Origin of the sequence: Bradyrhizobium sp. HKCCYLRH3073 (assembly GCF_051167995.1) — a bacterium.
Taxonomy (GTDB): Bacteria; Pseudomonadota; Alphaproteobacteria; order Rhizobiales; family Xanthobacteraceae; genus Bradyrhizobium.
In genome coordinates this window covers 535317-548561 of record NZ_JBNPUD010000002.1, presented here as the reverse complement: position 1 = coordinate 548561, position 13245 = coordinate 535317, and the positions used below count along the sequence as shown (strand labels likewise).

The window sequence follows — 13245 nt, the reverse complement described above, 5'->3', positions numbered from 1 at the left end:
CCTAGTTCAAGGGCGCCCGGCTCTGCGCCCAGCGCTGCAACCGGTTCACGGCAAAGATGATCAGGAACGCCACGACGAGCATCACCACCGCGATCGCGGTGGCATCGGCGTAGCGGAATTCGGACAGCCGGATCACGATCAGCAGCGGCGCGATCTCGGAGACGTTCGGCAGATTGCCGGCGATGAAGATCACCGATCCGTACTCGCCGACCGCGCGCGCAAAGGCGAGTGCGAAGCCAGTGAGCAGCGCCGGCGTCAAGCTCGGCAGGATCACGCGGGCCACGATCTGCCAGCGCCCGGCGCCGAGGCTCGCCGCCGCCTCCTCGATCTCCGGATCGAGATCGATCAGCACCGGCTGCACGGTGCGGACGACAAAGGGGATGCCGATGAAGATCATCGCAACGAAGATGCCGAGCGGCGTGAACGCCACCTTGATGCCCATTGCGGCGAGCGGCGCGCCGAGCCAGCCCTTCTGGGTGAACAGCGCCGTCAGCGCCACGCCCGCCACAGCGGTCGGCAGCGCAAAGGGAACGTCGACGATCGCGTCGAACAGGCGGCGCCCCGGAAAGCGGTAGCGCACCAGCGCCCACACGACGATGGTGCCCATCACCAGGTTCACGCAGGCCGCGGCGAAGGCGAGCCCGAACGAGATCTTGAGCGCGCTCAAGGTGCGCCGGCTGGTGACGATGCCCCAGAACTGGTCGAGGCTGAGATCAGTCGAGCGGACGAACAGTCCCGCCAGAGGAATCAGAACGATCAGCGACAGCCAGGTCAGCGTCAGTCCCATGGTGAGACCAAAGCCCGGCAAGGTGCTGCGGCGTGGTGCAAGTACGTTCAAAAAAAGGCCTGGTCCGTTGATGATCAGTGTCGATAGTCGGTGTCCGCCCGCGGCCCCCCGTCTCGTCTTGTCGATCGAGACCGGGGACAGCGTCTCACGCGCAATGTCGCAGATCGCCGCAACACCAGCTCACTGCCTTCGTTTTTTCTGCCTTGCCGTCGAGGCCGTAGCAGACCGGCGGTCACCAACTCGTTCCCTATGATTCGATCAATTCTTGTAGATTTGATCGAAGATCCCGCCTTCCGCAAAGTGTTCCTTCTGAGCCTTGGTCCAGCCGCCGAACACCTCGTCGATGGTGAACAGCTCGACCTTGGCAAAGTCAGCCTCATGCTTCTTCGCGACCTCAGGATCGCGCGGACGGTAGGAGTTGCGTGCGGCAATTTCCTGACCTTCCTTTGTATACCAGTATTTCAGGTAGGATTCAGCCACACTTCGCGTGCCCTTCTTGTCGGCCACCGAGTCGACCACCGCAACTGGCGGTTCGGCCAGGATGGAGAGCTGCGGCGCGACGATCTCGAACTTGTCCTTGCCGAACTCACGCAGGGCCAGATGCGCCTCGTTCTCCCAGGCAAGCAGAACGTCGCCGACCCCGCGCTCCACGAAGGTCACGGTGGCGCCGCGGGCGCCGGTATCGAGCACAGGGACGTGCTGATAGAGGTCGCCGACGAACTGCTTGGCCTTGTCGGCCGAGCCGAACTTCTTCAGCGCATAGCCCCAGGCGGCCAGGTAGTTCCAGCGCGCGCCGCCGGATGTCTTCGGATTGGGCGTGATGACGTCGACGCCCTTCTTGAGCAGATCGTCCCAGTCCTTGATGCCCTTGGGATTGCCTTTGCGCACCAGGAAAACGATGGTCGAGGTGTAGGGCGATGCATTCTGCGGCAGCCGCTTCTGCCACTCCTTGTCGAGCAGCCCCCTGCCGGCGATCGCGTCGATGTCATAGGCAAGCGCCAGAGTCACGACATCGGCCTGCAGCCCGTCGATGACGCTGCGGGCCTGCGCGCCGGAGCCGCCATGCGACTGCTTGACCTCGACGCTCTTGCCGGTCTCCTTCTGGTAGGCGGCCGAAAATGCCTTGTTGAACTCGACATAGAGCTCACGGGTCGGGTCGTAGGAGACGTTGAGCAGGGTGATGTCGGCCGCATAGGCCGAGCCTGCCCATGCCAGTCCCGCGACCACAGCCAGAACACGCCGCATCATTCGAGCACTCCATTTCCAGGCCTCGCGATGTTGCAGGCGCGCACGCCAGATCGCCGGATGTGCACGTCAGAGTCAACGAAAGCGGATTTTCTTGTTTCCGGCAGGACATGGGCATTTTGCTATGAAGCGCCGCGCAACGGGATTGGCATTCTTTGCCGCGACACATTGCCGTCATCGGCGCGCTGGTGACCACGATAGGGCGCGATCTCGAAAAGATTGCAACAGGGCGAGGCTTGACATTGTTCACTTTATGTTCGCAAAATAGCCGGCAACCTCAGCAGGAGAACAGAGCGGTGGCAACGAGGGACGTGATCGACGGGAGCGCACTCGCACGCTGGCTGAAGCTGGCCATCATGACAATCGTGTTGCCCGCTTTCCCCGCTCTGCTGGTGATGTCCACGGTCGCCCGGGCCGACGATCGGACCGGCTTCCGGGTCGGCGAGATCGACGGCGGCCCGGTTGCCCGGATCGACGTTCGGCTAAAGACGAAGAAATATCCGGGAATGCTGCGCTGCCTCGATCAATCCATAGCGCTCTATATCGTCGACCGCGATGGTGCTGTCCCTCCGCCTCTCCGCAATCTCAAGGACAGGCCCGCGGAATTGCAGGATGCCAAGCAGCGCACGCTGAAAGCGTCTGCGACCTATCTGCCCGGCAAGACGGCGAAGGACGGCGTCATGCTGTTCAAGGTTGAGGGGCTGAAGGCCTCGTCTTTCGCAGGCACCGGATTGATGCTCTGGGATCTCGCGCCGCCTGACTCTGCAGATCTCAGCGCGACCGCCGACAAGATCATATGGGCGGACACTGTGACCAACTTCACCTTTGTGATCCGGGCCGACAACGGCGAACAAGTGTTACCGACGGTCCTGAAATCCTGTGGTGTCTCTTAGCTCGACGACGTCACCACCGTGTGGATGCCGCATTCCGTCTTGCCGCGGCCCCGCCAGCGTCCGGCGCGGTCGTCCTCGCCGGTGTCGGAGCGGCTGGTGCAGGGCATGCAGCCGATCGAACGGAAGCCGGCGGCCATGAGCGGATGCTGCGGCAGGTTCGCGGAGCGATAGATGTCCGCGATGTCTTCGCGGGTGACATTGGCGAACGGGTTGAACTTCGCCCGGGCGCCGTCCTGCTCGACGACTTGAATCGCGGCACGCAGGCCGCCCTGGAAACGCTTGCGGCCATTGATCCAGGCCGTAAACGGCGCCAGCGCGCGCGCCAGCGGCTCGACTTTGCGGATCCGGCAGCAGGCGTCGGGGTCGGAGAACCACAGCTCGTTGTCGGCGTCCTCGCGCTTCAGTGCTGCGGCATCCGGCTTGATCGAGCGCACGTCGCGCAGGCCGAGGAGCTCGATCAGCTGGTCGCGATAGGCGAGCGTCTCTGCGAACATGTGCCCGGTGTCGAGGAAGATCACCGGAATCGCCGGATCGACATCGGCCGTGACCTTCAGCAGCGCCGCCGACTCCGTGCCGAACGACGACACCACGGCGAGCCGCTCGCGCCCGATCGCCCCGAGAGCGGCAGCAATGATCTCCTGCGGCGCAGCGGTGCGCAACGCGGCGTCGAGCGCCGCGACTGGGATCTCCGCAACGGAAGGCGATGCAGCCAGCGTGCTCACAGCCCGGCACTCTCCGAATGGCGCAGTTGCAGGCGCTGATGCAGCGCGGAGATCCGGCCGTCGCCGGCCGGCTGGTAGAACACCGAATAGCGCTTCACGGTCTCGGTGAAGGCCTCGGCGTCGGCCTGCTTCTTGACCTCGAAGGCGTCGAAGCCGGCGCGCAGCATGAACACGAACTGGTCGCGCAGCACTTGGCCCGTCGCGCGCAGCTCGCCGCGATAGCCATAGCGCTCGCGCAGCAGGCGCGCCTGGGTATAGGCGCGGCCGTCGCGGAAGCTCGGAAACACCAGCGCGACCAGCGCAAGGCGATCGAGGTATGGCACGAGATCGTCGACATCGCGATTGTTCGGCCAGATCACGCCGAGCTTGCCGAGGGCGCGGCTGACCAGCGCGTCGGGGCCGGCGAGGAAGCGCGTCTCCGGGACGAGGATCGCACCCTCTGCCGGCAGCTCGGCATCGTCGGTGATGCGGACGAACGCGTCCGCGATGATGTGTCCGCCCTTAACGAGTGGCATAAACCCGCTCCCTGAATGGTTCGACCCCGAGCCGCTTCACCGTGTCGACGAACAGCTCCTCAGGGTGCGCGCGCAGCGCAAGATAGGCTTCGACGATGTCCTCGACGACATCGGCCACTTCGGCATAGGGCACCGCGGGTCCGATCAGGGTGCCGAGCGCGGCGCCCTCGTCGGCACGGCCGCCGATCGTGATCTGATAGAATTCCTCGTTGTTCTTCTCGACGCCGAGGATGCCGATATGGCCGACATGGTGGTGGCCGCAGGCATTGATGCAGCCGGAGATGTTGATGTGCAGCCGGCCGATCAGGTTCGCCGTGTCGTGGTTGGCGAAGCGCCGCGTGATCTCCTGCGCGATCGGAATCGAGCGGGCGTTCGCCAGCGAGCAGTAGTCGAGCCCAGGGCAAGCGATGATGTCGGAGACGAGATTGACGTTGGGGATGGCGAGCCCGATCGCCTCGAGCGCCTTCCACACCGCCGGCAGATCACGCTTGCGGACATGCGGCAGCGCCAGGTTCTGCTCATGGCCGACGCGGATCTCGCCGAACGAGTATTTGTCGGCGATGTCGGCCAGCGCATCCATCTGGTCGGCGGTCGCATCGCCCGGCGGCTTGCCGATCGGCTTCAGCGACACGGTGACGATCGCATAACCCTGCACCTTGTGCGAGACCACCGAGTTCTTGCGCCAGGCCTCGAACTTCTGATCATGCGCGGCCTGCCTGAGCTCGTCCGGCATTGCTGGCTGCGTCTCATAGGCCGGATAGAAGAAGCGCGAGCGGATGTCCTCGACGATGCCGTCGTCCAGCTTGAGCACGCCGTCACGGATCTGCTGCCACTCCTCCTCGACCTCGGCCGCGAACTTCTCGATGCCGAGCTCATGGACCAGGATCTTGATGCGCGCCTTGTAGATGTTGTCGCGGCGGCCGTACTGGTTGTAGACGCGCAGGATCGCCTCGACATAGCTCAGGATGTCATGGCCGTGCACGAACGGCTTGACCGTCTTGGCGATGAAGGGCGAGCGTCCCAGGCCGCCGCCGACCAGCACCTCGAAGCCGGTCTCGCCCTGCTCGTTCTTCAGAAGCCGCAGGCCGATGTCGTGGATCTTGATCGCGGCGCGGTCGTGCTCGGACGCCGTGATCGCGATCTTGAACTTGCGCGGCAGGAATGAGAATTCCGGATGAAGCGTCGTGAACTGGCGCAGCAGCTCGGCCCAGATCCTGGGATCCTCGATCTCGCCCGGCGCGACGCCGGCCCATTGGTCGGAGGTCACGTTGCGCATGTTGTTGCCGGAGGTCTGCATCGACTGGATGCCCACTTCCGCCAGATCGGCCATCGCATCCGGCAGCTCGGCGAGCTTGATCCAGTTGAACTGGATGTTCTGCCGCGTCGTGAAGTGGCCATAGCCGCGATCGTAGCGCCGCGCGACATGCGCCAGCCTGCGCAGCTGGTTCGACGCCAGCGTGCCATAGGGGATGGCGACACGGTACATGTAGGCGTGCAGCTGCAGATAGACGCCGTTCTGCAGCCGCAGCATCTTGAACTCGTCCTCGGACAATTCGCCCGAGAGGCGCCGCTTCACCTGGTCGCGGAATTCGGCGACGCGCTCGTTGACCAAAGTGCGGTCGATTTCGTCATAAGCATACATGACAGGGCCTTCAGGCTTGAGCCGGGAGCGCGATGGAGGCGCCCGTCAGCCGGATGTGTTCGCGCATGTTGCCGGGCTTGACCGAACCGTCGGCGCTCACCTCGACCGGGGCGATGTAGGGACCGATCGCACCGAGATCGTCGGCCACCGCTTCGGTCAGCAGGGCGCGCGCCTCGTCGGCGGTGCGCACGATGGCCGCATCGGAGAGCTCATCCGACCAGCTCTTGGCGCCGGTGCGGTAGATCACCGCGCCGTCCCAGGTCCGGTTCGCGGTGATGATCGAGGGACCGGCGATCTTGATCTTCTGTTGCAGCGGGGAGGTCATTCAGACGGGTTCCAGGAGTTGTGCGATCACGCCACTGAGGGTCTGCTGACGCCACGGCGCGGAGTGCGCCACGACGTCGCCGATGATGAGGATGGCCGGGCCGCCATCGATTTGGCCGACGAGATCCGGCAACTGATCGAGCATGCCGACCGCGGCCTGCGCATCGGGGCGCGTCACCTTGGCGAACACGCCGACCGGCGTCTGCGGCGAGCGGCCGGCGGCGAGGAGCCCCGCGCGCACCGCCGGCGCCGCGGTCATGCCCATATAGACGACGACGGTCATCTTGGTGTCGGTCAGCGCAGACCAGTCGACCGCCTCGGCATCGCGCTCCTTGTGCGCGGTGAGGAAGGTGATGCGCAGCGCTTTGCTGCGGAAGGTCAAGGGCACCTCGAACTGCGCGGCGGCGCCGAGGCCGGCGGTGATGCCGGGCACGATGGTGTAGGACACGCCCGCCTTGCGCAGCGCGTCGACCTCCTCGCCGCCACGGCCGAACACGAAGCAATCGCCGCCCTTCAGCCGGACCGCGCGCTTGCCCTCGCGCGCCGCCTCGATCAAGAGCTTGTTGACGGCATCCTGGCCGATGCCGGGCTTGCCGACCCTGCGGCCGACCGGCACGCGCGAAGCATCGCGGCGAATGCGGTCGAGAATCTCGGGTGTGACGAGCTCGTCGTAGTACACGACGTCGGCGTCCTGCAGCGCCCGCAGCGCCTTGATGGTCAGAAGATCGGGATCGCCCGGACCGGCGCCGACCAGGGTCACATGCCCGTTGCTGCGGCCGGCATGATCGGCGCCCGCAAAAGCACTGGGATCGGCAATGCCGTGCAGCGCCGCCTCGGCCTCCTGCTTGCGCCCCGCCAGCACCAGCGCGCCGATCGGGCCGTCGACGATGCGCTCCCAGAAGCGGCGGCGCAGCGGCATCTCCGCAATCAGCGGATTGATGGTCTTGCGGAAGTCGCCGATGAAGCCCGCGAGCTCGCCGATCCGCGCCGGCAGCAGCGCCTCGATGCGCTCGCGCACGCGGCGTGCCACGACGGGCGACGAGCCGCCGGTGCCGATCGCCACGACGACATCGCCGCGATCGACGATCGCCGGGAAGATGAAGCTGGAATGCGCGAGGTCGTCCATCACGTTGACGGGCAGACCGACGCTGCGTGCCCGCGCCGACATCGCCACGCCGATGTCGCCGGCGCCTGCGCACAGCACGGCGATGACACTCGTGAGATCGGCGCTCAGCGGGTCGCCTTCGGCGCGCTCGATCTGGCCGTGCTCATCGCGCAGACCCGCGAGATCGAAGTCGCCGTCGGTGGCGAACCAACGAATCCGCGCGCCCGCGGACAGCAACACGCGAAGCTTGGCGCGCACGAGCTCGCCCGCGCCGATCAGCAGCACGGGGCCGGTCTTCAGGTCGAGAAACACCGGCAGATATTGCATTGCGTTCTTCAGCTTCGGCACTTCGGGGTTGACTGGAATTATTTTCTATATAAGTGTCTCGCCTACGACGTAAAGAGAAAATTATTCCTTGGCTTCGCCATAGAATTTTCTCCCAGGCAGGCGATGGCTGATAGCATGCACATTCTCACCAACGACGTTTCCAGAGATCGGTTGCCCTCCTCCGAGATCGAGCAAGCATCTTCCATGCCGCGCGTCCTCAACGCCGCGCCGACGATGGACCATCTCGATGAGCTGGAGGCGCAGAGCATCTACATCCTTCGCGAGGCCTTTGCACGGCTGAAGAAGCTGGCGCTGCTGTGGTCGCTGGGAAAAGATTCCAACGTGATGATCTGGCTGGCGCGCAAGGCGTTCTTCGGCCGCGTGCCGTTTCCGGCCATGCATGTCGATACGGCCAAGAAGTTTCCGGAGATGTACGCCTTCCGCGACACCTACGCGAAGGAATGGGGCCTGGACCTGAAGATCGAGCCGTGCCCGCCGATCGATGCGGTCGATCCGACCTTGCCGCCCGCGGCGCGCTCGGCTGCGCGCAAGACCGAAGGCCTGAAGATGGCGCTCGCCAAGCACGGCTTCGATGGCCTGATCGCCGGCATCCGCCGTGACGAAGAGGCGACGCGCGCCAAGGAGCGCGTGTTCTCGCCGCGCGGCGCCGAAGGCCATTGGGACGTGCGCGACCAGCCGCCGGAATTCTGGGATCACTTCAACGCCTCGCCGCCGCAGGGCGCCCACTTGCGCATCCATCCGATCCTGCATTGGACCGAGGCCGACATCTGGGCCTACACGGCGCGGGAGAACATCCCGATCATCCCGCTGTACCTGTCGAAGAACGGCAAGCGCTATCGCTCGCTCGGCGACCAGGACATCACCTTCCCCGTCGCGTCCAACGCCTCGAACATCCCCGAGATTCTCGCCGAACTCGAAAGCACCAAGGTGCCCGAGCGCGCCGGACGCGCGCTCGACCACGAGACCGAGGACGCCTTCGAGCGGCTGCGCGTCGCCGGCTATCTGTGAGCGGAGCCTGAGGCAATGAACATGAGAGTCCCGGCCGCCGCTCCCGCCACACCGAACGGCACCACCCGTCCCCAGGTCCGCATCGTGATCGTCGGCCATGTCGATCACGGCAAGTCGACCCTGGTCGGACGCCTGCTGCACGAGACCGGCAGCCTGCCCGAGGGCAAGCTCGAAATGCTGCAGGCCGTCTCGGCCCGCCGCGGCATGCCGTTCGAATGGTCGTTCCTGCTCGACGCGCTGCAGACCGAGCGCGACCAGGGCATCACCATCGACACCACGCAGATCCGCTTCCGCACCAATGCGCGCGAGGTCGTGCTGATCGACGCGCCCGGCCACGCCGAATTCCTGCGCAACATGATCACCGGCGCCGCGCAGGCCGACGGCGCGGTGCTGATCATCGACGCGCTCGAGGGCGTGCGCGACCAGACCCGCCGCCACGGCTATCTGCTGCATCTGCTCGGCGTGAAGCAGGTGGCGGTCGTCGTCAACAAGATGGACCGTGTCGATTTCGGCGAGGACCGCTTCGATGCGATCAAAGCCGAGATCTCGGCGCATCTCGAAGGCCTCGGCGTCAAGCCGGTCGCCGTGATCCCGATTTCCGCGCGCGACGGTGATGGCGTCGCCGCGCTAACGTCGCGGATCGGCTGGTACGACGGCCCGACCGTGGTCGAGGCGCTCGATGGGCTGGAGCCGGCCAAGCCGCTGTCGAGCCTGCCGCTGCGCCTGCCGGTGCAGGCGATCTACAAGTTCGACGATCGCCGCATCGTCGCCGGCCGCGTCGAGGCCGGGGAATTGCGCGCCGGCGACGAGATCGTGATCATGCCGGCCGGCAAGATCGCCAAGATCAAGACCGTCGAGGGCTGGCCGCAGACCCCCGTGACCACGCCGCAAGGCGCAGGCCGCTCGGTCGGCATCACCCTCGACCGCGAGCTGTTCATCGAGCGCGGCGACGTCATCGCCCATGTCGGCCGCGAGCCGCAGGCGGCGCGCCGGCTGCACGCCCGCATCTTCTGGCTGCACGACCAGCCGCTCGCCAAGGGCGACAACATCCTGGTCCGGCTCGGCACCCGCGAGGCGCGCGGCAGCGTGGTCGCGATCGAGAAAGCCGTCGATCCGGGCTCGCTGTCCAACGAGCAGAACGCGTCGATCGCGCGCAACCATGTCGGCGAGATCGAGATCGCGCTGACCCAGCCGGTCGCCGTCGATCCCTACACCGAGAATGCGCGCACCGGCCGCCTCGTCATCGAGGTGCAGGGCCGCATCGCCGGCGGCGGACTGGTGCTGTCGATCGCAGCCGGCAAGCGCGCCGCGCCGGTCGACATCATGCCGGTGGAATCGGCCCTGCAGCCGCAGGAGCGCGCCGACCGCTATCGCCACAAGGGCGCGGTGGTCTGGATGACCGGCCTGCCCGGCGCCGGCAAGTCGACCTTGGCGCGTGCGCTGGAGCGGCGGCTGTTCAGCCGCGGCGGCGCGCCCGTGCTGCTCGATGGCGACACCGTGCGCGCCGGCCTCAACAAGGATCTCGGCTTCACGCCGGAGGACCGCGCCGAGAACATCCGCCGCCTCGCCGAGGTCGCGACCCATCTCGCCCGCAACGGCCACATCGCGATCGTCGCCGCGGTGTCGCCGGCGCGCGAGGACCGCGCGGCTGCGCGCCGCGTGGCCGGCGACCTGTTCCGTGAGGTCTACGTCGCCACCGCCGCCGAGATCTGCGAGAGCCGCGACCCCAAGGGCCACTACGCCAAGGCCCGCGCCGGCGCCTTGCAGAACTTCACCGGCATCGGCACCGACTACGAGCCGCCGCTCGATGCGGAGCTCGTCATCGACACCGCGACGCGCGGGATCGCCGATGCGACCGACGAGCTCGAGGCGCTGCTGTCGCGAACGGGAGTGCTGTTCGACGACATCGCCGATCTCGGCGCCAACATCTAAGATCTCATGCCGCTTGTGTCCGGCGCGTCAGAGCGCGCCGACATAGGCGGTGAGATCGTCGAGTTCGGCCTCGGTCGGCAGCCGCGTCTCCATCTTCTTGGCATAGAACTCCCACATCAGCTTGACGGCGTCGCGCAGCGAAGCCGTGCGGCCGTCATGGAAATACGGCGCGGTCGACGCGGCCGCATGCAGGGTCGGCACCTTGAACTTGCCGCCGGTGCCGATGTCGTCCTTGCTCTTCTTGTCGAAGCTCGGCAGCTGGTGACAGGTGCCGCAGCCGCCGTCGCCGATATAGAGTTCATAGCCGCGCCTGACGGCCGCGCTGGCATCCTCCCGCGGCGTGCCGTCTTCCTTGACCTGCCAGTTGGCCGGATAGTTCAGCGTGCGCACATAGGCGACCAGCGCCGCCAAGGTCTCCGGCGACGGCTCCGGCCCCTTCATGCGGTTGACGATGATGCCGCGGATGCTGTCCTCCAGGGTCGGCGCCTGGCCGGCCCAGCCGAACACCGCACGCTCGCCGACACCCCACAGCGTCGGCGTATTGCGGCCGTTGGGATCGCCGTCGGCGACCACGTCGAGGCCGACATAGGTCTTGTTGTTGGTGTGCCCGGTCGAGAAGTGGCAGGTGGCGCATGATGCCTTGCCGCCGCCGGAAAGGCTTGCGTCGTTGAACAGCTCCAGCCCCTTGGCGGCGAGCTCGGCTTCGGAGAGCTGGGCAGGTGCCGCCACGGCCGCACCGACCGTGGTGGGCTCGGCCGGCGCCTCGGTCACAGCAGGTGCTGACGGCGCCTTCGGCTTCTTCCTCACCGCCGCGGTGGCGTGGCGGATTCTCGGCCTGTGCTCGGACGGCGCCGCGTGCGCCGATTTCGGCTTCAACACTGAAGCCAGCATTTGCAGCAAGGTCGGCTTTTGCGGAGCTGCCGCGAGATAGGGCGCTACGGATTTGTCCGCCGCAAGCGCCGGCAGGGCAAGCAGGCCAAGACACAAGACGACAGACCGCAGGCCCGTGAACGACATCGCCCGTCTCCCCCAACATCCGCTAGATGCAAATCGTTATCGATAGCTTTTACGTCCGAAGTGGGACTGTGCAGGGGCAATGAATCGGCGCAGGCGGGATTGAGCGGCTTCAGTGCGCCGGCCTGACCGCCATCGGCGGACGCGATGCCGGCGTGCGTCGAGAACAGCCGGCGCGGCGAATGTGAGAACCTGCTGCCTCCATCGAACGACGGCGCGTCGGCGCGTCAGGCGCTGTGCGCATCCTGCCCGAAGAACTACGGAGGAATGCGCCGGTTCGTGCGTGGACGGTCGCTTGCCCACGGCGCGACCGCCGCATCGGCAAGCAGAAATTAGCACTTGATCCGCACAGTTCACGGCACGCGCAGCAACGCTGTCGAGGCGCATGATGGAGCATCTGGCGGCCTATTGGTCGAGGGCGGAGCTGGAGACGAACGGAATTCTGCTGCTGCACCTGATGGGTGCTGCGGCCGTCGGCCTGTTGCTGGGCTACGAGCGCACCTATCACGGACGCGCGGCCGGCATGCGGACCTATGCGCTGGTCTGCGTCGCATCGACCTTGCTGACGGCGATCAACGGTTTTCCCGGCAGCTGGTATGGCGGCATCGCGGTGTCGCCGACCGTGTCCGATCCGACACGCGTGATCCAGGGCCTGATGACCGGCATCGGCTTCCTCGGCGCTGGCGTCATCATCAAGGACGGCTTCACCATCCGCGGCGTGTCGACCGCCGCCTCGATCTGGATGACGTCGGCGATCGGCATCATCATCGGCATCGGCCTCTACGGCACCGCGCTGTGCGCTACGGCCTTGTCTCTGGCCGCGATGACCCTGCTCGGCGCGGTCGAGCAATGGCTGCCGCACCAGACCACGCTGTCGCTGTCGGTCGTCTATCGCCACGGCCTGCAGCCGAGCGAGGCCGAATTGCGCGAATGCATGCGGGCTTATGGCTTCGACGTGCTGGACTGGTGCTACGAATACAGCGAGACGAAGCGCCAATTCCATTTCGAGCTGGTGCTACAGGCCGCCGGCCGGTTCGAAACCGCGCAGATGGCGCGCGACCTGTCCGGCGCCGAAGACGTCGTCGAATTCCGCTTGGCGCCGTCAAGGGCGTGAGTTGAGGGCAGGACGGGACAAAGCCGGTCTCGTCTACTAGGCGGACCGAAAAAGCCCCGCGGCGAGCCGCCCTCGATGTGGCTTGAATTTCGGCCAGGTCACGTCGGCCCGCTCAAGCGCTGCCTTGTGTCGTAGGGGGACAAGGCGGCGCCGGCAGGCGCCGTGTGCCCACCGCTTCAAACCGAGCAACCAGATGGTAGACGAAGCGCGCATCACGCGCGATATAGCGGATCATCAGAGCAATCTTACAAGCGAGCCAAACTATGAAAGCCGGCACGACAAGGCTGATCGCTGCGGCACTCATGCTGAATATCTCTTCTCTGTCAGCGCAGACGACATTCTTCCCTCCAAAGGAGTTCGTTGCTGATGCCGACACGGCGATCGCGATCGCTCGCGCAGTTCTGATCCCGATCTATGGAGCCGAGGCGATCCAACGTGAAGAGCCGCTGACGGCACGACGCCAAGGTGGCACGTGGATCGTGGAAGGTACTCTTTGCGGCGGGGCGCCGAATTGCCTTGGAGGCGTGGCCGAACTGCACCTTTCTGCTCAAGACGGGCGGATCATCTACGTCATTCATGGTCAATAGCGGGATGAA

Annotated in this window: 13 protein-coding genes; 5 read left to right on the top strand and 8 right to left on the bottom strand. The window is 65.9% G+C overall.

Annotated features, from left to right (window positions below; genetic code table 11):
- Position 1: 1 nt before the first annotated feature.
- Together cysT and ACQR1X_RS06410 are read right to left on the bottom strand one after the other, a co-directional pair.
- Entirely contained in the window at positions 2-838 is an 837-nt protein-coding gene (cysT, locus tag ACQR1X_RS06415) for a sulfate ABC transporter permease subunit CysT (RefSeq protein ID WP_315804737.1), read from the bottom strand.
- 207 nt (positions 839-1045) lie between these two features.
- Entirely contained in the window at positions 1046-2035 is a 990-nt protein-coding gene (locus tag ACQR1X_RS06410) for a sulfate ABC transporter substrate-binding protein (RefSeq protein ID WP_434838584.1), read from the bottom strand.
- 152 nt (positions 2036-2187) lie between these two features.
- On the opposite strand from ACQR1X_RS06410, the gene ACQR1X_RS06405 reads away from it, so the two are divergent.
- Positions 2188-2925, top strand: a complete 738-nt coding sequence (locus tag ACQR1X_RS06405) for a hypothetical protein (protein ID WP_316177281.1) — start codon at positions 2188-2190, stop codon at positions 2923-2925.
- Here ACQR1X_RS06405 and ACQR1X_RS06400 read toward each other — a convergent pair.
- From ACQR1X_RS06400 to cysG, 5 genes are read right to left on the bottom strand one after another with little or no spacing between them, the layout of a single operon-like run.
- On the bottom strand, positions 2922-3647 hold the full coding sequence (locus ACQR1X_RS06400; RefSeq protein WP_316177279.1) for a phosphoadenylyl-sulfate reductase: 726 nt from the start codon (positions 3645-3647) through the stop codon (positions 2922-2924). The genes ACQR1X_RS06405 and ACQR1X_RS06400 overlap by 4 nt on opposite strands.
- Entirely contained in the window at positions 3644-4162 is a 519-nt protein-coding gene (locus ACQR1X_RS06395; RefSeq protein ID WP_315804733.1) for a DUF934 domain-containing protein, read from the bottom strand. The genes ACQR1X_RS06400 and ACQR1X_RS06395 overlap by 4 nt, the downstream gene beginning before the upstream one ends.
- The gene (locus tag ACQR1X_RS06390; protein ID WP_316177275.1) at positions 4149-5804 is read right to left on the bottom strand and encodes a nitrite/sulfite reductase; all 1656 of its coding nucleotides are present in this window, start codon (positions 5802-5804) and stop codon (positions 4149-4151) included. The genes ACQR1X_RS06395 and ACQR1X_RS06390 overlap by 14 nt, the downstream gene beginning before the upstream one ends.
- Before the next feature lie 10 nt (positions 5805-5814).
- Positions 5815-6129 carry a DUF2849 domain-containing protein gene (locus ACQR1X_RS06385; RefSeq protein ID WP_434886766.1) on the bottom strand — a complete coding sequence of 105 codons (315 nt, stop codon included), beginning with the start codon at positions 6127-6129 and terminating at the stop codon, positions 5815-5817.
- A complete protein-coding gene (gene cysG, locus ACQR1X_RS06380) occupies positions 6130-7560 on the bottom strand; it encodes a siroheme synthase CysG (RefSeq protein ID WP_434846226.1) in 1431 nt (476 codons plus the stop codon).
- A gap of 204 nt (positions 7561-7764) precedes the next feature.
- On the opposite strand from cysG, the gene cysD reads away from it, so the two are divergent.
- Positions 7765-8589 (top strand): sulfate adenylyltransferase subunit CysD, encoded by an 825-nt coding sequence (cysD, locus tag ACQR1X_RS06375; protein WP_316216480.1) that lies wholly within the window; start codon positions 7765-7767, stop codon positions 8587-8589.
- A 15-nt stretch (positions 8590-8604) separates the two neighbouring features.
- A complete protein-coding gene (cysC, locus tag ACQR1X_RS06370; protein WP_316216479.1) occupies positions 8605-10521 on the top strand; it encodes an adenylyl-sulfate kinase in 1917 nt (638 codons plus the stop codon).
- Between the two features lie 27 nt (positions 10522-10548).
- Here cysC and ACQR1X_RS06365 read toward each other — a convergent pair whose 3' ends face one another.
- Positions 10549-11538, bottom strand: a complete 990-nt coding sequence (locus tag ACQR1X_RS06365) for a cytochrome c peroxidase (protein ID WP_434898523.1) — start codon at positions 11536-11538, stop codon at positions 10549-10551.
- Between the two features lie 382 nt (positions 11539-11920).
- On the opposite strand from ACQR1X_RS06365, the gene ACQR1X_RS06360 reads away from it, so the two are divergent.
- Positions 11921-12649, top strand: a complete 729-nt coding sequence (locus tag ACQR1X_RS06360; RefSeq protein ID WP_315804727.1) for an MgtC/SapB family protein — start codon at positions 11921-11923, stop codon at positions 12647-12649.
- 263 nt (positions 12650-12912) lie between these two features.
- Positions 12913-13236 (top strand): NTF2 fold immunity protein, encoded by a 324-nt coding sequence (locus tag ACQR1X_RS06355; protein ID WP_434898522.1) that lies wholly within the window; start codon positions 12913-12915, stop codon positions 13234-13236.
- Positions 13237-13245 lie beyond the last annotated feature (9 nt).